This is a genomic window from Brachybacterium fresconis (assembly GCF_017876515.1).
In the GTDB taxonomy this organism is placed as follows: domain Bacteria; phylum Actinomycetota; class Actinomycetes; order Actinomycetales; family Dermabacteraceae; genus Brachybacterium; species Brachybacterium fresconis.
The window spans coordinates 1,749,179-1,767,314 of sequence record NZ_JAGIOC010000001.1; the positions used below are offsets into that span (position 1 = coordinate 1,749,179).

Genomic DNA, 18,136 nt, shown 5'->3' on the forward strand with positions numbered 1-18,136 from the left:
GCAATGCACACCGCCTCCCTCGCCTTCCGCTTCGGCCTTGCCGAACTGCGCTGGATCGCCACGGCCCTGTGGGGTCATGTGTGCTGGTTCCACCGGTTCTGGTTCGTCGTCGCGATGTTCACCTGGCTCACGGCCGATCTCCTCGGCAGCTGGAAGCCCTTTGCCGTCGTCGGTGCGATCGCGCTCTACTTCGTGCTCTGGGCTCGGTTCTACCCTGAGAGCTACTTCCGCGCCATACACCGCCCCCTCTGGCGGCGGGAACTCTGGCTCGACCTGCTCGAGACCTGGCCGCTGCTCATGGAGGAATGCGGGCTCTCCTCCGTCAACATCGACCGTGCGGGACAGAAGCACACTCGCGTTCCCACCATTGCGAGCAAGCGCTGGCACCGCAACGAGCTCGTCCTCATCCCGGGGCTCCTGACCGGTCAGACCGTGGAGGACTTCCAGTCCGTCGCGGAACGTCTTCGGACCACCGTGGGCGCGACAAACCTTCGGGTGACCGGGGACCTCTCCCCCACCCTCAGTTTCACCTTCGGTGATGCCCTCGCAGAGACCCTCTATCGCGGGCTCCCGGAAGCGGAAGACCCCTGGGACGGTCGCTCGGCGTGGATGGGGATCGATACCCGGGACGAAGACTGGTGGCTCCGTGTTGCGGGCACACACACCCTCGTCGCTGGGTCCTCCGGCTCCGGCAAGGCGTCCCTCGTCTGGGGCGTCACCATCGGCCTTGCCCCTGCCATCGCCCGCGGAGAAGCACAGGTCCACGGGATCGACCTCAAGGGCGGTGTCGAACTGGGGATGGGCAAGGACCTGTTCACCCGCTACGCCGTGACTCCCGCTGAAGCCGTGGTGGTCCTCGAAGAGGCGGTCGACGCCATGAGCGCTCGCCTCGAACGGATGGCCGGGAACTCCCGCCAGCACTCGGCAAGCTCCGATGAGCCCCTCGTCGTCGTCCTGATCGACGAGGTCGCCGCTCTGACGTCGTACATCGAGGACCGCGACCTCAAAGGCCGTGCCCGCACAGCGATGTCGCTGCTCTGCTCCCAGGGCCGCGCCGTCGGCTACACGGTGGTCGCCTGCCTCCAGGATCCCCGCAAGGAGACGATCCCCAACCGTGGCCTGTTCACACAGATGGTCGGACTCCGGCTCCGGGATCGCGAGGAGACCTCCATGGTCCTCGGGGACGGTGCCGTCGCTTCCGGCGCCCTCTGCCACAAGATCCCGCTGGCCTCACCGGGCATCGGCTACGTCGTTCCCGAGGACGGCTCTGAACCGATTCGCGTACGTGCCGCCTTCGTCGATGACGACCTGATTCGGGCTGCGGCTGCGCGGTTCCCCGCCCCCTCGACGATTCCCGTGGTCGTTCCGGAACCGGCGGAGAAGCCCCGCAGCTCACGGTCCCGCCCTCGGACCAAGCCCGACACGGAAGGAGCAGAATCGTGAGCGACACCGATCTCTACGCCCTCGACGTGGACGACCCCACAGCACTTAAGCGGATGCTCTCCGACGGCTTCGAGGACTGGTCCAAGCAGGCCGCCTCGACAGGGTTCTGCTCCCGTCCGGTGCGCCTCTTCGGCCAGGCAAGCACCTTCGACCGCCGGTCCGGACAGCACCTTCACACCTTCGACAGCCGCGACCTGCCCGACAGCGTCCTCTACATCCGCTGCGGCAATCGACGCTCCTCCCGCTGCCCCTCGTGCTCCCACGAGTACCAGGGCGACATGTGGCACCTCCTCTCTGCAGGCGTCTCCGGCGGAGACAAGGGAGTTCCGGAGAGCGTCTCCACCCACCCACTGGTGTTCCTCACCCTGACGGCTCCGTCGTTCGGCACTGTGCACTCGTCGACTCGTCCCGGTGCCCAGCCCCGGCCGTGCACCGTCAATTCCGCGCCGGGGCAGTGCGGGCACGGTCGCCCTCGTCGTTGCACGGAGCACCACGACGTCGACGATGCTCGGGTCGGTCAGGCACTGTGCCGGGACTGCTACGACTACGAGGGGCAGACGATCTGGCAGTGGCACTGTCCCGAGCTGTGGCGGCGGTACACGATCCGGCTGCGCCGTCTTGTCGCCGCTCACCTCGGCATGAGCGAGAAGGCCTCGAGGGATCTCCTTCGCGTGCAGTTCGCCAAGGTCGGCGAGTATCAGAAGCGCGGGGCGATCCACCTTCACGCGCTCGTTCGGCTCGACGGCGCTCCGACGGACGAAGAGCCCTTCCCCTCCCCCGCTGTCGACGTCCCCGCTTCCTGGCTCGCAGAACGCTGTCTGGAGGCCGCGCGGGACGTTGAGATCGATGCCGCCCCGGTCGACGCCTATGATTCCGCTCGCGTGCTCCGCTTCGGACGTCAGGTCGACGCCCGGCCCGTCCAGCGCCACACCCACGAGGACGGCGACGTCTCCCCTGAGATGGTGGCGGCCTACCTCGCCAAGTACGCCACGAAGTCGGCCGGCGATGTCGCCACAGAGGGCACGCCGAATCGCCACTTGAAGCAGCTTCGGGAGACCTGCCTTGAGCTGTGCGGCCGGGCGCTGCTCGATGAGGGGTTCTCGAGCCCCTACGCACTGCTCGGGAAGTGGGCTGATGCCCTCGGCTTCCGCGGGCACTTCGCCAGCAAGTCCCGACAGTTCTCGACCACCCTCGGCACGCTCCGCGACGCACGGCGCAAGTACCACCGCGACCGCGAACAGCTCGAGACCCGCGGAGACCTCGCGACTGTCGACGACTCCCTCGACGCCGTCGAACACACCGTCGTGATCAACGAATTCCGCTTCGTCGGACAGGGCTGGCTCACCCCCGGTGATGCCGAACTTGCCCGTTCCGCCGCTGACGCAGCACGCGAGTGGAAAGACGCTCGCCGCGCTGCACCTCGACCCCACGAGAAAGGAAAGAACCATGGAGAAGCTCTGCTTCACCGCTGAGGAAGTCGCTGATCGGCTCAGCGTCTCGAAGACCCGGGTATATGACCTGATGCGCTGCGGCGAGCTGCCCAGCGTCAAGCTCGGTCGCTCCCGCCTGATCAAGGCCGTCGATCTTCTCGCCTACGTCGAGAACCTCGAACCGGCCCCCGTCGTCGCATGAGCCGCGCGAACGGTGAGGGCAGCATCTACCGGCGCAAAGATGGCCGGTGGGCTGGCGCTGCGTACGTCCTCACCCCGGACGGTGCCCGCAAGCGGAAGACGGCGTACGGGAACACCCGCAAGGACGTAAGCACCAAGCTCGCCAACATGCAGGACAAGTCCCGCTCGGGCATCGCAGCAACACCCGGACGCCTCACCGTGAAAGCTTTCCTGGAAGCATGGATGCGTGATGTGCAGGAACCTCGCCTGAGCCCTGCGACGTACCAGACGTATGAGGGATACATCCGGAACCACATCGTGCCCGCGTTGGGATCAAAACCGCTGGGGCAGCTCACTGCCTCGGATCTGAGGGAGTTCCTCGGCGCGAAGACTCGTGAGGGAAAAAGCGCGGCCACGGTCAAGCAGATCCACGCGATCATCCGCTCCGCTCTCCAGCACGCGATGCGTGAGGACCTCGTTCCGAGGAACGTGGCGAAGCTGGTCGTCGTCTCTAACCCCGTACGCCAGGATGTCGAGCCGTTGACCCCGGAGGAGGCGAAGAAGCTCCTGAAAACAGCGAAGGGGCACGATTGGGAAGCCCTTTGGACCCTCTACGTCGGACTCGGGCTGCGACGAGGTGAAGCCCTGGGGCTCCGGTGGAGCGATGTCGACCTCGAGAACGGTCGCCTGCGGGTCGTGCAGTCCCTTCAGCGCTCCAGAGGAGAGCTGCGCCTGAAGAGCCCCAAGACAGACACCTCGCGCCGTCGGATCGTGCTCCCCGCCTTCTGCATCGACGCCCTCACCCGTCACCGCACCTCCGAGCGAGAGAAGCTTGCTTCGCTCGGGCTGCCCGTTGACCCGACAACACTCGTTTTCACCTCCCAGGCCGGCACCCCCATCGAGCCCCGCAACGTGAACCGTGCCTTCGAGGCACTACTGAAGAAGGCGAAGCTGCGCCGAGTCAAGCTGCACGACCTCCGCCATACCTGCGCCTCCTTACTCCTCGCTGAAGGCGTCGCTCCGCGCGTCGTTATGGAACTGCTGGGGCACTCCGCCATCGCGGTCACCATGAACACCTATTCGCACGTCATTCCTGCATTGCAGGACGAATCCGCCCAGCGGATGGATGCCCTCTTTCGAGCCTAGGTTACGAGGTTACGAGGTTACGGATCTGAGCCTGAACTTGCGGATAGCTCTATCTGCGACCTATCTTTCGTGGACTCACCAAAAGGAGAATTTCGTGAAGCATCCGCTCGTACCGTCCATCGAAGTGCTCGGCGCGCTTCCGTTGAGCCACCTGAATGATCAGTCGATCTACGGAAACAGGGTTGAACCGATCGTCCAACTGGACTCACACGACCGAGTCGCTGCTCGTCGGTACCAGCAGGAACTGCCGTCTCAGGTCCTCTACGTCGACCGCCTCCCAAGAAGACGTAGCAGGCCCGACTGCATCATCGGAGTCGGATTCATCGTCGCGTGGGCCACTCCCCTCGGTGTCGCTCAGGGAGTCCTCCTCGAGGACTTCGACGACGCTTTGGAGTTCGGTCGCTTGGCGATGAAGGGACTTCATAGCGCCCACTCTTTCTTGTTTCGCGCCGCATCGATCACTAAATGGAATCCCACCACCGAGGTTGACGATAGATCGATCGTCGTCGATGCGGAAGCTCTCGAGTGGCAGCCGGGTTCGCAAGTGCAGTGGGCAAGCCCACTCGAGATCCACCCCGCCAAATACTCGCGCCGATAACAGCGATCTAGAAATATAGCCAGTCAAGGCGAAGGAGATGAACCACGTGGTATTGAAGCATCCGATCGGGGTTGTTGACCGTGAGTCGATTCCGTGGGAGTTGTTCAACGGGCCGGCGTATGAGGTCGAAACGCTGCCCGCAGAGTCAGACAGCGAGGTCACCGTCGAGCACTGCTTCATCGCGTCGGCGTCGTTCGGCACCGGTAGCTGCTGCTGTGCGCTGCCCTTCGCTGATGTAGCGAGCGCTCGAGCTTTCCTTGGCTCCGCGAAGCGGACCTCGCTGGGCGAGGGAGATGTTCATCTGACCATCTACCGGGCGGCGATCGTGTGGAGCGGAGTCCCCGGCATGTTGCTCCAGTCGACCTCGCTGCTCACCGATGCGTGGATTGACGCCGATGCACTCACAGCTCACGACGATTGGAAGCGTTTCGCGGAGATGTAATCTTCGACGGAACGAACTTCACCGCAAGAGATCCCCGTGCCGACAACAGGCATGGGGGTCTTGCCGTTAGTCGTCACTGTTGCCAACGTGCTGCCACCATCGAGCACAGGGCCCTAATGGGAGCTCTGCGCATCGCGGCAGCGAGAGCCTCACGGTGTCTATAAGGCCGCGGAGGACCGAGGGGCCCGTTGCTGTCACCCCTGGTCCAGCACAGCACACACAGCCGCGTTGCTGTCAGCGTTGCTGTCATTGCCCACTTTGGGGCGAGGTCTGGAAACACGAACTTGGCTCTGACCAGGGTGGGCCCGGAGGGGATCGAACCCTCGACCCGCGGATTAAAAGTCCGATGCTCTGCCAACTGAGCTACAGGCCCTGGCCCGCATCGCGGGCCCGTCCATCTTAACGGCGCTCGAGGGCGCTCTGGGACACTGCTCCCCGGTCCACATCGCGCCCGCCCACCAGAGAAATCACGTGCTCTCGTCTCACCCCGGGTCTAGCGTTCACGGTGATCGGGACCGCCACCTCCACCACCGCACCGTCGAGGAGCGACATGACCGAGCCGCGCACATACCCGCAGGGCGTGCCCTCCTGGGTGGACGTCGAGACCGCGGACCTCGAGACCACCGCCGCCTTCTACGGCGGCCTGCTCGGCTGGACCTTCACCGAGGCCACGCCGCCCGGATCCGAGTTCCGGTACCTCGTCGCCCAGCTCGACGGGCAGGACGTCGCCGGCGTCGGCGGTCCCGTGTCGTCGGCCCCCAGCTCCCCCACGCCGGGCTGGAACACCTACATCGCCGTCGACGATGCCGAGGACGCCGCCGCCCGCGTCGAGGCGGCGGGCGGCAGCATCGTGCGCGGACCGGCCGACTGCGGGCCCGACGGCGTCTCGGTCATCGCCGCCGATCCCGCCGGTGTCGAATTCCGACTGTGGCAAGCCCGTCGGCGGCTCGGGGCACAGGTCGCCAACGTGCCCGGAACCTGGAACTTCAGCGACCTGCGGGCGGCGGACCCGTCGGCCGTGGCGCCGTTCTACACCGAGGTCTTCGGCTGGGAGCTGCAGGACGCCGGCGCCACGACGTTGCTGCGGCAGCCCGGCTACGGCGCGCACCTGCGGGACACGATCGATCCGCGCATCTACGAGCGACAGGCGGCCATCGGCGACGACGGCAGCTTCGCGGACGCCATCGCCTGGATGGAGCCGGCCGGAGACGGCGAGCGACCCCACTGGCACGTCCGCTTCACGATCACCGACCGGGATGCGGCCGCGACAGCGGCGGAGCGCCTCGGCGGCGCCGTGCGGGGCCGCCTCGACACCGACTGGACCCGCGAGGCCACGATCGTCGACCCGCACGGGGCGGAGTTCACGATCAGCCAGTTCCTGGCGTAGCCCGAACGGCGGACGCCGGGGCGGCCGGACTCGCGTCCTGCCTCCCCGGCGTCGTTGCGTGCACGGTGATCAACGCAGGTTCGCGGTGGGATCAGTCCCGCGAGCTCGCCAGCTCCCGCTCGTCCTGGTAGTCGCTGACATCCTCGTCCACCCAGACCTCGACGTTCTTGATCTCGGGCAGATCCGAGGATCGGAAGATCGGGTCCAGGCCCTGGGCACGCTGGGCGTTGTAGTGCCGCAGCAGCTTGAAGGCCGTCGGCGCGAGGATCGCGATCACCACGAGGTTCACCAGAGCGATGAACACCATGGAGACCCCGGCGATGGTCCAGGCCAGATCCACGGCGATCACCGAGCCCAGGAACACCAGCGCGACGACGGCGCCGCCGAAGGCGAGATGCCAGCCGCGCTTGGAGGTGATGAAGTGCATGTTCGCCTCGCCGTAGGAGAAGTTCCCCAGCACCGAGGTGAAGGCGAGCAGGAACATGATCACGGCCAGCAGGACCGCGGCCCAGGAGCCGAGATTGCTCGACAGCGACTCCTGCACCATGACCAGTCCTTCGCCGCCGACGGACACGTCCGGGAAGGCGACCAGCACGATGAACGCGGTGATGGAGCAGATCAGGATGGTGTCGAAGTAGACGCCGAGGGTCTGGACCAGGCCCTGCTTGACCGGATGGCTCACCGAGGCGGTGGCGGCGACGTTCGGGACCGAGCCCATGCCGGCCTCGTTCGAGAGCATCCCGCGCTGGACGCCGTTGACGATCACCGCGCCGAAGCCGCCGCCGATCGCGGCCTGCGGGCTGAAGGCCTCGGTGACGACCTGAGTGATCACGCGCGGCAGCTCGCCGAGGTTCATGCCGACGATGATGATGCCGATCAGCAGGTAGATGATCGCCATGATCGGCACCATGTTCTGCGCGACGGTGGCCACGCGGCGCATCCCGCCGAAGATGATCGCGGCGGTGAGGACGGCCAGCAGAATGCCCAGGACGATGGGCAGCCAGGTCATCGATTCCGGATCGGCGTAGACGGCGACCGCTCCGGTGACCGCATCGACGATGGTGTTGGCCTGCAGCGAGGTGAAGGCGAAGGCGAAGCAGAAGATGAACAGGACCGCGAAGAACAGCCCGAAGCCGCGGCTGCCCAGCCCGCGCTGGATGTAGAAGGCCGGGCCGCCCTTGTAGGTGTCGTTCGCCCGGGTCTTCCACAGCTGGGCGAGGGTGGACTCGATGAAGCTCGCCGCACCGGTGAGCAGGCACATCACCCACATCCACAGCACCGCGCCCGGGCCGCCGAGGAAGATCGCCCCGGCCACGCCGGAGATGTTCCCGGTGCCCACGCGCGCCGCGGCGGAGACGGAGAAGGCTTGGAAGGCGCTGAGGGACTTGGTGCGCTCGGTGCGTCCGCGGCCCGCGCCGACCTTCTCGCGCTGGGCCTTCTGCGTGATCGCCCCGAGCATCGCCGGGATCATGCGGAACTGCACTGCTCCGCTGCGGATCGTGAAGTAGAGGCCGAGCACGATGACCACGGGCATCCCTGCCCAGGTCCACAGCCAGCCCTCGGCGTTGCCGAGGAACTCGTTCAGGGTCTCGAGGGGGTTCATGACCTCGACGGTACCGAGTCGGGCGCCGGGCGGTCCGCCGATTCCACCGTCTCGAGCCGGGTTCTACCGCAGACGAGTCCGTTGCTCCTCGCGCGCGCGAGGATCGTGCCCCGCCCCACACGGGAGTGACGCATGCCACATCGGACCGGCACCCCTTCCGTTCTGGCAGTTCACGGGCGCACCGAAACTCCAGCTCAGCATGTATAGACGGGGGTTGTCCGACAATCCGGCTGTCGGAGCCGCCGGGGTCACGTTTGCGTCACGACACTCCGAGGCGCCCCGTCCGCGATGAGGTCGGGGGTCCACATTCGTCGCCACTGTCGATAGCGTGGGGAACCGTTATGGGCCAGCTGACAACCAGTTCCGACCGCCACTCCTCGACCCGAGACACCACAGGGACCCCGGTCCCCGGCTTCGAGATCACCTCCCCCACCCGTCACCAGGGCGCCGACATGTGGCGCGTGGCCCGGGACAGCGGGACGCTGGACCTGAACACCTCCTACGCCTACCTCCTGATGGCACGGGACTTCGCGGAGACCTCCCGCGTCGCACTCCAGGACGGCGAGGTCGTCGGCTTCGTGCTCGGCTACCGCCGCCCGCTCGATCCCGGTTGCCTGTTCATCTGGCAGATCGCCGTCGACTCCTCGATGCGCGGCCGTAAGGTCGCCGCGCAGATGCTCGACGCGCTGGTCTCGGACCTCTCCGGCGTGCGCACCCTCGAGACCACCATCACCGAGGACAACGCCGCGTCCCAGCGCCTGTTCGCCTCGTTCGCCGAACGCCACGGCGCCGCCCACCGCATCGAGCCGCTCATCGAAGAAGCCGACTTCCCGGACCCCGGGCACGGCGCCGAGCTGCTCCACCTGATCGGGGAGCTGAACTCCGGTTCCTGAGCGCCACCGAGCACGACCCGTCCCGACGGGCGCTCCCGCGCGCCCCGACACCGTCAGACCACCCTCAACCCTCTAGGGAGAGAACATGACCACCACCGCTGATCACAGCAGCACCACGACCGCCTACGAGTCCGAGGTCCGCAGCTACTCCCGCGGCTGGCCCGTCACCTTCACCCACGCCAAGGGCAGCACGCTGACCGCCGAGAACGGCCGGGAGTACACCGACTTCTTCGCCGGCGCCGGCACCCTGAACTACGGCCACAACCACCCCGAGCTGAAGAAGGTCGTCATCGACCACTTCGCCGAGGACCGCCTGGTGCACGGCCTGGACATGTTCACCGACGTGCGCAGCCAGTTCCTGGAGACCTTCAACGACCTCATCCTCGCCCCGCGCAACCTGGACTACAAGGTCGCCTTCCCCGGCCCGGGCGGCACCAACGCCGTCGAGGCCGCGCTGAAACTGGCCCGCAAGGTCACCGGGCGCGAGTCCGTCGTGAGCTTCACCAACGGCTTCCACGGCATGACCCTCGGTGCCCTGTCCGTCACCGGCAACTCGATGAAGCGCGGTGGCGCCGGGATCCCCCTGGTGCACTCCACCCCGATGCCGTTCGACGACTACTTCGGTCAGATCGTCCCGGACTTCATGTACCTCGAGCGTCTGCTCACCGACGGCGGCAGCGGGCTGAACAAGCCCGCCGCGGTGATCGTCGAGACCGTCCAGGGCGAGGGCGGCATCAACGCCGCACGCGCCGAGTGGCTGCGGGGGCTCTCCCAGCTGTGCAAGACGCACGACATCCTGCTGATCGTGGACGACATCCAGATGGGCTGCGGCCGCACGGGCGGCTTCTTCAGCTTCGAGGAGGCCGGCATCGAGCCGGACATGGTCACCCTGTCGAAGTCCATCAGCGGCTACGGCATGCCGCTCGCGCTGACCCTGATCAAGCCCGAGCTGGACATCTGGGAGCCGGGCGAGCACAACGGCACCTTCCGTGGCTTCGCCCCCGCCTTCGCCTCCGGCACCAAGGCCTTCGAGCTGTTCTGGAGCGATGACGAGCTCGAGAAGTCCACGATCTCCAAGGGCGCCTACATCGAGAGCCGCTTCAACCAGATCGCCGCCCGCCACGCCGATCAGCACGAGCTGGTCGTCAAGGGCCGCGGCCTCGCGCGCGGACTCGGCATGCCCGACGGCGAGCTCGCCGGCAAGGTCACCACGCAGGCCTTCGAGGAGGGCCTGCTGGTGGAGACCTCCGGCCCGGACGACGAGGTCGTCAAGCTGCTGCCGGCGCTGACCATCCCCGATGACCAGCTGCGCGACGGGCTGGACATCATCGAGAAGGCCGTCGACGAGGCGCTGACCGCCTGAGTCCCCACTCCCCGTCGGCCCGTCCCTGCCGGGGGCGGGCCGACGTTCCTGAGCGCCTGCTCAGGGCCCGAAGACCTGCTGATCCACGAAAGAGGTACCCCCCATGCTCGTCCGCACCCTCGACGAGGTCACCGACACCGACGCCGACATCAAGTCGGAGAACTGGCGCTCCAAGCGCATCATCCTGGCCAAGGAGGGCGTCGGCTTCTCGGTCCACGAGACCACGCTGTACGCCGGGACCGAGAGCTACTTCTGGTACGCCAACCACATCGAGGCCGTGTTCATCACCCAGGGTGAGGGCACCATCGAGGACCTCGCCACCGGCGAGACGCACGAGCTGGCCCCCGGCAGCCTCTACCTGCTCAACGACCACGACAAGCACATCGTGCGTCCCCGCACCGAGATCAAGTGCGTGTGCGTGTTCAACCCGCCGGTGACCGGCCGCGAGGTGCACGACGAGAACGGCGTGTACCCGCTGGTGACCGAGGACGCCTGAGCCGTCCCCGCGACGCCGCCGTGGGGCGGCCGACGCATGAAGGAGGGGCCCACCCGGAGCATCGCGCTCCCGGTGGGCCCCTCCTCGTTCTGTCTGGGGCACGGCCCGCAGGCCTCGAGATCCCGCAACCTTCGAGATCCCGCAGGCCTCGTGGTCCGTCGTCGGCCCGGCCCGCGAGCATCCGGACCGGCCCGCGAGCCTCGGGCCCCGGCAGGCCTCAGACGCGGGCGGCGCGCTTGCGCACGATCAGGAGGATCACGCCGATCACCAGCAGCACGAAGCCGACGAATCCGCCGGCGAGTCCGAGCAGGATCCCGCCGACCGCGCCGAAGATGCCGCCGATGGAGACGGGCGGGCCGACGGCGACCGGGGTGCCGCCGCAGTCGATCGCGAACTCGCCGGATTCGTTGACCTCGGCGATGTCGAAGGACTCCCACGTGGTGCCGTCGATCGTGGTGGAGCTGGTGCGGTTCGGGCCGTCGCTGAGAGAGCCGCTCGACGGTCCGGTGACCTGGCAGCTCGGCATCGGGGTCCCGGCCTCGGCGTAGAACTGCAGCAGATCGCCCTCTTCAGCGGTGACCGTGCCCGAGCCGCTGTCGAGCACCTCGATGTCGCTGATCCCGCCCGCGGTGCTGCTGATGCCGATCACCGTGATCACGATGCCCGCGATGACGCTCACCGCCAGGATCACCGCGCCGAGGACGATCAGGACCACCGGTGCCTTGCCGGTCTTCTTCGGCGTCGGCGCTTGGCCATAGCCGGGCGGACCGTACGGGCTCATGGCCGGTTGCGGGGCGGAGTTCGGGACGGTCACGGGGGTCCTCCTGGAGTTCGGCCTGGGAGCTCGGCGAGGGCCGCGGAGCGCGCCTGCCCAGCGTATCGCCCCGTGCACCGCCCCCGCATAGACTCGGGCACATGCCTGATCCCCTCGTGCTCGCCGCCGACGTCGAGACCGAGCTGGTCGAGAAGCGCTCCCGCTTCCTGACCCGTCTGCACCGGGTGGACAGTCCCGAGCAGGCCGAGGCGCTGATCCGCGCCGCCCGCCGCGAGCACCCTGACGCCCGCCACCACTGCACGGCGCTGGTGCTGGGCGAGACCCCGCAGCGGGCGGAGGTCCATCGCTCCAGCGACGACGGGGAGCCGTCCGGGACGGCGGGGATGCCGATGCTGCAGGCGCTGCTGCACGCCGGGCTGATCGACACCCTCGCGATCGTGATCCGCTATTTCGGCGGGATCAAGCTGGGGGCCGGGGGCCTGCTGCGTGCGTACACCGCAGGCGTGGAGCAGGCGATCACCGCCGCCGAGCTGCACTGTCGCACCTCGCTGGTCGTCGCCGAGCTCGAGGTCTCGCTCGCGGAGATCGGCCTGGCCGAGAATGCGGTCCGTCTCTGGGCCGACGCACACGGTGCGCAGGTGGAGCCGACGGCCTACACCTCCCGGGCCGCGACGCTGACCGTGCTGGTCGCCCCGGAGCACCTCGCCGCCCTGCAGGCCGACGTCGCGCGCTGGTCCTCCGGCAGGGTCGCGGTGGACGAGACGGGGCGACGGATGGCCGATGTCGCGCTCGAGGCCACGGATCCTCCGCAGTCCTCCTGAGCGCACGGGTGCACAGAGCACAGAGCACAGAGCACAGAGCACAGAGCACAGAGCACGAGGCGTCCTCGGTGCTCGGCGGGGCGAGGCCTCGGCACGACGGCGGCGCCGCCCCGGAATCCGGGACGGCGCCGCCGTGAGGTGGGGGTGAGGAGTGGTCAGTCGCGGTTCTTCGTGACCAGGCCGTAGATGGCCATCACGATGATCGCGCCGACGATCGCCAGCAGGATCGTGCCGATGCTCCAGGGGTTGTCCATGATGCCGCTGATCCCGTTGCCTCCGAAGAGGCCACCGATGAATCCGCCGACGATCGCGCCGATGACTCCGAGGACGATCGTCATGCCGATGCCCATCGCCTGCTTGCCGGGCATGACTGCCCGGGCCAGGAGGCCGATGATGCCGCCGATGATGATCCAGGAGATGATGATCCAGAGAAGTCCCATGATCGTCTTTCCTCACTGTGCGGGGAAGGGGAAGTGTTGCATCGCAAGTATCCGTCAGAACATCTCGAATTGACGACGACATCCGCATTTTCGCAGGTCATATCGGCGACCGGGCGGTCCGGCGCGTCGTGGGACACACCGGGCGGGTCGGATTCCGTCGGACCCGGCCCCGACATGCCGACGGCGCCGGACCTGGTGCGGTCCGGCGCCGTCGGCGCAGGTCACGGGCGATGCCCGGGGTGGGACGGGATCAGAAGTCCCAGTCGTCGTCCTCGGTCTCGACGGCCTTGCCCATCACGTAGCTGGAGCCGGAGCCGGAGAAGAAGTCGTGGTTCTCGTCGGCGTTCGGCGACAGCGAGGCGAGGATGGCGGGATTGACGTCGGTCTGGTCCTGCGGGAACAGGCCCTCATAGCCGAGGTTCATCAGCGCCTTGTTGGCGTTGTACCGCAGGAAGGTCTTGACCTCCTCGGTCCAGCCCACCGGATCGTAGAGATCCTCGGTGTACTGCTCCTCGTTCTCGTACAGCTCCATGAGCAGCGAGAACGTGTAGTCCTTCAGCTCCTGCTGCCGCTGCGGGGTGGCCTTCTCGACGGCCTTCTGGAACTTGTAGCCGATGTAGTAGCCGTGGACCGCCTCGTCCCGGATGATCAGGCGGATGATGTCCGCCGTGTTGGTCAGCTCGCCGCGGCTGGAGTAGTGCATCGGCAGGTAGAAGCCGGAGTAGAACAGGAACGACTCCAGCAGCGTGGAGGCGACCTTGCGCTTCTCCGGGTCATCGCCGGTGTAGTAGTCCATGACGATGTTCGCCTTCTTCTGCAGCGGCTCGTTGAACTCGCTCCAGCGGAAGGCCTCGTCGATCTGCTTGGTGTCCGACAGGGTCGAGAAGATCTGGCTGTAGGACTTGGCGTGCACCGACTCCATGAAGGCGATGTTGGTGTACACCGCCTCCTCGTGCTGGGTGATCGCGTCGGGGATCAGCGACACGGCACCGACGGTGCCCTGGACCGTGTCCAGCAGGGTCAGGCCGGTGAACACGCGCATCACCAGGTTCTGCTCCTGCTCGGTGAGCCGGTTCCAGGACTGGACGTCGTTGGACAGCGGGACCTTCTCGGGAAGCCAGAAGTTTCCGGTCAGGCGGTCCCAGACCTCCTGGTCCTTCGGGTCCGGGATCCGGTTCCAGTTGATCGCCTGGACCGTCGTCTTCAGGTGGTCGTTCACCGCAGCCTCACTAGCTCCTCAGGGGTTCGTGTCGGATGCGTCCAGTCTAGGCAGAGGGCCCGCCGGACGCGCCCAGGGGCCGCTCCCCGGCGCGGTGGCTTCGGACACCTCCGGCGGCCGGGTCCGCTCTCATCGCCGAGCCGGCGACGGATTCGTCGACACCGTCCGGGTCGACGCCGTCGCCCGCGCCGCCGCGTGGGTGCCCTCGGCCGAGCCGCCGTCGCCGTCGTCCTCCGCGGTGAAGGTGAGGTCGGTGGCGGTGTCGCACTCGGTCTGCGAGATGCGCAGGGCGTCCTCGGTCCGCAGCAGATCGCGGCCGCGGGTCTCGGGGACCAGGAAGGTCGCGGCGGTGGTGATCGCCGCGAGGGTCGCCATGTACAGGGCCAGGACCATCCAGTTCCCGCCGGTCCAGGCGAGCAGCGCGGCGCCGAGCACGCCGGCCAGACCGCCGGCGAGGACGGCCGAGATCTCTCGGGCCATGGCCACACCGAGGTAGCGATGTCGGTTGCCGAACAGCTCCGGCAGCATCGCGCACTGCGGGCCGAGCATCGAGTTGACGGCCACGCCGAGACCCACCGCGATCACGGCGATCGCGACGACCTCGTTGCCGAGCGAGAGCAGGTACCAGGCGGGGACGCTGAAGATCAGCATGAAGACCGCGCCGAAGCGGTAGACGGGCACGCGGCCGACGCGGTCGGAGATCCGTCCGGTCAGCGGCACGGAGAAGATGCCGATCAGGGAGCCGAGGGTGACGCCCCAGGTGACCATTCCGCGGTCCATGCCGATGGCCGCGGAGGTCACGAAGGCCAGCGCGATCGACTGGAACATGTAGGAGCCGCCGTTCTCGGCCATGCGCAGGCCGATGCCGACGACGACGCCGGCGCGGCCCCGGGTGAAGATCTCCCGGATCGGGCGCTCGGCGACCTGCTCCTGCTTCTCGAGCTGGATGAAGGACGGCGTCTCCCGCAGTCGGGCGCGGATGAACAGGGCGATGAGGATCAGCCCGGCCGAGGCCAGGAACGGCAGCCGCCAGCCCCAGCTCATGAAGGCCTCGTCCGGCAGCATGGTGAGCAGGAAGAAGACGACGGAGGCGAGCAGCGTGCCGGCCTGGATGCCGATGAACGGCAGGGCCGAGAAGAAGCCTCGGCGTCGCACGGGCGCGTACTCGGCCATCAGGACGGTGGCCCCGGCCTGTTCGGCGCCGGCGCCGAAGCCCTGGGCGAGCCGCAGGACGACCAGCAGGATCGGCGCCAGGACGCCGACCTGCTCGTAGGTGGGCAGCACGCCGATCAGGGTGGAGGCGCCGCCCATGAGCAGGATCGTCGCCACCAGCACCCACCGTCGGCCGATCCGATCGCCGATGGTGCCGAAGAACAGCCCGCCGAAGGGGCGGGCGAGGAAGCCGACGCCGTAGATGCCGAAGGCTGCGACCGTGGCCATCGCGGGATGGGCGCTGGAGAAGAACAGGCGGTCGAAGACCAGGGCGGTCATCAGGCCGTACATGGCGAAGTCGAAGTACTCCAGCGCGCTGCCGACGCTCGAGGACAGGGTCGCCCTCTTCAGGTTCGCGGCGTACTCCGTCTGGGACATCGTCCCCGCGCCGTCGGCGCCGGAATCAGTGGGTGTCGAGCTCACGACATCTCCTTCGATGCGGTTCGCGGGCCACGTCAGATGCGGGCCCCGGTCACGTTCACTGCGCCAACGTACTCTCTTCTGAACGATGTGCAACCCCTTGAACACACGGTGGTCGGCGACCTGGCCCTGGTCCGACGGGAGCCCGTCGGTCGTGCGGGGGACGTGCGTGCGGGCGCGCAAGAACGGCCCGGCCCGAAGCGTTCGGACGGGGCTGGTCGCCGTGGTCTCAGGCCGAGGCCTCCGGGCGTCGGGCCAGGGGGTTCGTCAGCTTCGCGGCGATGCGGAGGACGGCTGCTCCGATGCGCTCGATGGTCGCGTCATCGGCCTCGTCGGTCGACAGGGCCACCCCGATCGCCATCGGCGGATCGCCCGGCCTCCACGGCTCCAGCGGGGCCGCGACACCGTGGACCCCCTCGATGGACTCCCCGCGATCGACGGCGTAGCCGACCTCGCGAGCACGGCGGATCCGCGCGCTGATCTCGCCGGCATCCCGGGAGGACCGGGAGGTGGGCGGGCGCAGCGCGTCCGGACGGAGCAGAGGGGCGATCTGACCCTCGTCCTCCCGGAGCAGCATCGCGGTCCCGACGGCGCAGTAGACCAGCGGCAGGCGGGACCCCAGCGGGGTGCCGAGGCGGTGGCGACGACCCTCGTGACGGGCGAGATAGATGGCGTCGGCCTCGTCACGGGTGGCGATCTGGACGACCTGCTCGGACAGCTGCGGATCCGCCTCCACGACGGCGAAGAACTCGCGGACCTGGTTGAACTGGAGGGCGAAGGACCCACCCAGTTCGGCCGTCCGCATGCCCAGCCGGTAGCCGCTGCCCACCCTCTGGATCATCCGCTCCGCCTCCAGCGCGGCGCAGATGTTGGAGGCGGAGGATTTCGCGATCCCGACGGCGCGCGCGATGTCGGACAGGGTCTGGGGATTCCCGGCCGCCCGTTCGAGCACGTCGAGGATGCGCAGTCCGCGGGTGATGGCGGGCGAGGGGTCCCTGGTTTCGCTCATGGGTCAGTAGAACTCCACGGTGTCGACGACGTTTCGCAGCTCCCGGCCCTCGAGGTGACGGCGCAGGTTGTCGATGAACAGCTCCACGATCCGCGCTTCCTCGGCGGAGGACAGCGCGGCGGTGTGCGGACTGATCAGGACATTCGGATGATCCCACAGAGGACTGTCGGCGGGGAGGGGTTCGGTGGCGGTCACATCGAGGGCGGCGAAGCCGATCCGGCCGTCGTCCAGCGCACCCACCAGGGCGTCCTCGTCCACCACGGTGCCACGACCGACGTTGACCAGGATCGTCCCGGGTGCCGCGGACTCCAGCAGCCCCTGGTCCACCAGGCCGTCTGTCGACGTGGTCCCGGGGAGGGTGAGGACCACGGCGTCGGCACGGGAGATCGCCTCCGGGAGCTCGTCCATCGGGACGATCTCCTCCACGTGCGGGACGGGAGTGCCGCTGCGCGAGGAGCCCAGCACCCGGCTGCCGAGGGCGGAGAACATTTGCGCGCAGGCGCGCCCGATCCCACCGAGGCCGAGGACCAGGACCGTCATCTCCGCGAGCTGCCGCATCTCCCAGCGCTCGCCCCAGTGATGGTCCCTCTGCAGGGACGTCAGGCGCGGAAGCGTCTTGGCTCCGGCCAGCACCCCGAAGAGGGCGAACTCGGCCAGGGGCGAGCCGTGCACGCCGGCGGAGGTCGTCACCGCGACCCGCTCGAGCTCGGCGGCCTCGAGGCCTGCCGCCCGCAGCTGGGATCCGCCGCCGGCGGCCATCGCCTGCACCCAGCGCAGGCGGGGGTTGGCGCGGACGGTCCGGGCCAGCTGCGCGGGGTCGACATCCGGAAGGCTGAACAGCACGTCGGCCGAATCGACCATCGCCTCATAGGCACGCTGCTGCTCCGGGGTGCGGGAGTGGTCGGGATCCCCGCTCCAGTCGGCCGGCCCCTGGCGCGGGCGGTACAGGGTGTGGTCCCGCACGACGTCCACCTCGGGCACCTGCTGCTGGATCTCCTGGCACAGCGGCTCCGGGAGGTCGACGGCGATCACGACGCGAGGACGTCCGAGCCCGGTCCTGCCAGGCCGTTCGGGGGACTCGCGCGCGTGCGCACCGTGCGCTGAGCGAGACTCCTCGGTCACCCCGGGGGCTTCGTGCGCAGGGAGGGCGTGGTGGGTCATGGAGAGCTCCTGTGCTCGGCGGCGGCCGTCCAGCCGGATGCCGGGGGTCGGCACCGAGCCCACCCTACAAGCTTGTTCATTCCGCTGGTCGCCGTTCG

The 18,136-nt window shown here is 68.1% G+C and carries 18 protein-coding genes and 1 tRNA gene; 11 read left to right on the top strand and 8 right to left on the bottom strand.

The window, feature by feature from the left end; all coding sequences use genetic code 11:
* Nucleotides 1-3: 3 nt before the first annotated feature.
* From JOF44_RS08055 to JOF44_RS08080, 6 genes are all read left to right on the top strand, one after another.
* Nucleotides 4-1,443, top strand: a complete 1,440-nt coding sequence (locus JOF44_RS08055) for a P-loop NTPase family protein (RefSeq protein WP_209889517.1) — start codon at nucleotides 4-6, stop codon at nucleotides 1,441-1,443.
* Nucleotides 1,440-2,915, top strand: a complete 1,476-nt coding sequence (locus tag JOF44_RS08060; protein ID WP_209889520.1) for a replication initiator — start codon at nucleotides 1,440-1,442, stop codon at nucleotides 2,913-2,915. Before JOF44_RS08055 ends, JOF44_RS08060 begins: the two co-directional genes overlap by 4 nt.
* Entirely contained in the window at nucleotides 2,890-3,075 is a 186-nt protein-coding gene (locus JOF44_RS08065) for a helix-turn-helix domain-containing protein (RefSeq protein ID WP_209889522.1), read from the top strand. Before JOF44_RS08060 ends, JOF44_RS08065 begins: the two co-directional genes overlap by 26 nt.
* On the top strand, nucleotides 3,072-4,199 hold the full coding sequence (locus JOF44_RS08070) for a tyrosine-type recombinase/integrase (protein ID WP_209889525.1): 1,128 nt from the start codon (nucleotides 3,072-3,074) through the stop codon (nucleotides 4,197-4,199). The genes JOF44_RS08065 and JOF44_RS08070 overlap by 4 nt, the downstream gene beginning before the upstream one ends.
* Nucleotides 4,200-4,293: 94 nt before the next feature.
* Nucleotides 4,294-4,797: a hypothetical protein gene (locus tag JOF44_RS08075; RefSeq protein WP_209889528.1), complete on the top strand. Its 504-nt coding sequence runs from the start codon at nucleotides 4,294-4,296 to the stop codon at nucleotides 4,795-4,797.
* Nucleotides 4,798-4,843: 46 nt separating this feature from the next.
* Nucleotides 4,844-5,239, top strand: a complete 396-nt coding sequence (locus JOF44_RS08080; RefSeq protein ID WP_209889531.1) for a hypothetical protein — start codon at nucleotides 4,844-4,846, stop codon at nucleotides 5,237-5,239.
* Between the two features lie 300 nt (nucleotides 5,240-5,539).
* On the opposite strand, the gene JOF44_RS08085 is transcribed toward JOF44_RS08080, so the two are convergent.
* Nucleotides 5,540-5,612 (bottom strand) — tRNA-Lys (locus JOF44_RS08085).
* A 177-nt stretch (nucleotides 5,613-5,789) separates the two neighbouring features.
* Between JOF44_RS08085 and JOF44_RS08090 the strand changes: the two genes are divergently transcribed.
* Nucleotides 5,790-6,626, top strand: a complete 837-nt coding sequence (locus JOF44_RS08090) for a VOC family protein (RefSeq protein WP_209889534.1) — start codon at nucleotides 5,790-5,792, stop codon at nucleotides 6,624-6,626.
* 91 nt (nucleotides 6,627-6,717) lie between these two features.
* Here the strand turns inward: JOF44_RS08090 and JOF44_RS08095 are convergent, their stop codons facing one another.
* Nucleotides 6,718-8,229 carry an alanine/glycine:cation symporter family protein gene (locus tag JOF44_RS08095; RefSeq protein ID WP_209889537.1) on the bottom strand — a complete coding sequence of 504 codons (1,512 nt, stop codon included), beginning with the start codon at nucleotides 8,227-8,229 and terminating at the stop codon, nucleotides 6,718-6,720.
* A 341-nt stretch (nucleotides 8,230-8,570) separates the two neighbouring features.
* Here JOF44_RS08095 and ectA point away from each other — a divergent pair, with 341 nt between their 5' ends.
* The 3 genes from ectA to JOF44_RS08110 all read left to right on the top strand — a co-directional run bounded on the left by ectA (nucleotide 8,571) and on the right by JOF44_RS08110 (nucleotide 10,981).
* Nucleotides 8,571-9,122, top strand: coding sequence for a diaminobutyrate acetyltransferase (gene ectA / locus JOF44_RS08100; RefSeq protein WP_209889540.1), 552 nt, complete (start codon nucleotides 8,571-8,573; stop codon nucleotides 9,120-9,122).
* A gap of 85 nt (nucleotides 9,123-9,207) precedes the next feature.
* Entirely contained in the window at nucleotides 9,208-10,485 is a 1,278-nt protein-coding gene (gene ectB / locus JOF44_RS08105) for a diaminobutyrate--2-oxoglutarate transaminase (RefSeq protein WP_209889543.1), read from the top strand.
* A gap of 103 nt (nucleotides 10,486-10,588) precedes the next feature.
* On the top strand, nucleotides 10,589-10,981 hold the full coding sequence (locus JOF44_RS08110) for an ectoine synthase (RefSeq protein ID WP_209889546.1): 393 nt from the start codon (nucleotides 10,589-10,591) through the stop codon (nucleotides 10,979-10,981).
* A gap of 217 nt (nucleotides 10,982-11,198) precedes the next feature.
* Here JOF44_RS08110 and JOF44_RS08115 read toward each other — a convergent pair whose 3' ends face one another.
* Entirely contained in the window at nucleotides 11,199-11,795 is a 597-nt protein-coding gene (locus JOF44_RS08115; RefSeq protein ID WP_209889548.1) for a hypothetical protein, read from the bottom strand.
* 101 nt (nucleotides 11,796-11,896) lie between these two features.
* Here JOF44_RS08115 and JOF44_RS08120 point away from each other — a divergent pair, with 101 nt between their 5' ends.
* Nucleotides 11,897-12,577 carry an IMPACT family protein gene (locus JOF44_RS08120; protein WP_209889552.1) on the top strand — a complete coding sequence of 227 codons (681 nt, stop codon included), beginning with the start codon at nucleotides 11,897-11,899 and terminating at the stop codon, nucleotides 12,575-12,577.
* A gap of 155 nt (nucleotides 12,578-12,732) precedes the next feature.
* Here JOF44_RS08120 and JOF44_RS08125 read toward each other — a convergent pair whose 3' ends face one another.
* The 5 genes from JOF44_RS08125 to JOF44_RS08145 all read right to left on the bottom strand — a co-directional run bounded on the left by JOF44_RS08125 (nucleotide 12,733) and on the right by JOF44_RS08145 (nucleotide 18,038).
* A complete protein-coding gene (locus tag JOF44_RS08125) occupies nucleotides 12,733-13,017 on the bottom strand; it encodes a GlsB/YeaQ/YmgE family stress response membrane protein (RefSeq protein ID WP_209889555.1) in 285 nt (94 codons plus the stop codon).
* 250 nt (nucleotides 13,018-13,267) lie between these two features.
* The gene (gene nrdF / locus JOF44_RS08130) at nucleotides 13,268-14,236 is read right to left on the bottom strand and encodes a class 1b ribonucleoside-diphosphate reductase subunit beta (protein WP_209889557.1); all 969 of its coding nucleotides are present in this window, start codon (nucleotides 14,234-14,236) and stop codon (nucleotides 13,268-13,270) included.
* 129 nt (nucleotides 14,237-14,365) lie between these two features.
* Nucleotides 14,366-15,826, bottom strand: coding sequence for an MFS transporter (locus tag JOF44_RS08135; protein ID WP_209895800.1), 1,461 nt, complete (start codon nucleotides 15,824-15,826; stop codon nucleotides 14,366-14,368).
* 271 nt (nucleotides 15,827-16,097) lie between these two features.
* Nucleotides 16,098-16,877: an IclR family transcriptional regulator gene (locus JOF44_RS08140; RefSeq protein ID WP_209889560.1), complete on the bottom strand. Its 780-nt coding sequence runs from the start codon at nucleotides 16,875-16,877 to the stop codon at nucleotides 16,098-16,100.
* A 3-nt stretch (nucleotides 16,878-16,880) separates the two neighbouring features.
* Entirely contained in the window at nucleotides 16,881-18,038 is a 1,158-nt protein-coding gene (locus JOF44_RS08145; RefSeq protein WP_209889563.1) for a D-2-hydroxyacid dehydrogenase, read from the bottom strand.
* Between the last annotated feature and the right edge of the window lie 98 nt (nucleotides 18,039-18,136).

Bases quoted from the DNA above. Each gene is read 5' to 3' on its own strand.
- JOF44_RS08055 (WP_209889517.1), top strand. From the start codon at position 4: ATGCACACCGCCTCCCTCGCCTTCCGCTTCGGCCTTGCCGAACTGCGC.
- JOF44_RS08065 (WP_209889522.1), top strand. From the start codon at position 2,890: ATGGAGAAGCTCTGCTTCACCGCTGAGGAAGTCGCTGATCGGCTCAGC.
- JOF44_RS08070 (WP_209889525.1), top strand. From the start codon at position 3,072: ATGAGCCGCGCGAACGGTGAGGGCAGCATCTACCGGCGCAAAGATGGC.
- JOF44_RS08090 (WP_209889534.1), top strand. From the start codon at position 5,790: ATGACCGAGCCGCGCACATACCCGCAGGGCGTGCCCTCCTGGGTGGAC.
- JOF44_RS08095 (WP_209889537.1), bottom strand. From the start codon at position 8,229: ATGAACCCCCTCGAGACCCTGAACGAGTTCCTCGGCAACGCCGAGGGC.
- ectA (WP_209889540.1), top strand. From the start codon at position 8,571: ATGGGCCAGCTGACAACCAGTTCCGACCGCCACTCCTCGACCCGAGAC.
- ectB (WP_209889543.1), top strand. From the start codon at position 9,208: ATGACCACCACCGCTGATCACAGCAGCACCACGACCGCCTACGAGTCC.
- JOF44_RS08110 (WP_209889546.1), top strand. From the start codon at position 10,589: ATGCTCGTCCGCACCCTCGACGAGGTCACCGACACCGACGCCGACATC.
- JOF44_RS08120 (WP_209889552.1), top strand. From the start codon at position 11,897: ATGCCTGATCCCCTCGTGCTCGCCGCCGACGTCGAGACCGAGCTGGTC.
- JOF44_RS08125 (WP_209889555.1), bottom strand. From the start codon at position 13,017: ATGGGACTTCTCTGGATCATCATCTCCTGGATCATCATCGGCGGCATC.
- JOF44_RS08135 (WP_209895800.1), bottom strand. From the start codon at position 15,826: ATGTCCCAGACGGAGTACGCCGCGAACCTGAAGAGGGCGACCCTGTCC.
- JOF44_RS08140 (WP_209889560.1), bottom strand. From the start codon at position 16,877: ATGAGCGAAACCAGGGACCCCTCGCCCGCCATCACCCGCGGACTGCGC.
- JOF44_RS08145 (WP_209889563.1), bottom strand. From the start codon at position 18,038: ATGACCCACCACGCCCTCCCTGCGCACGAAGCCCCCGGGGTGACCGAG.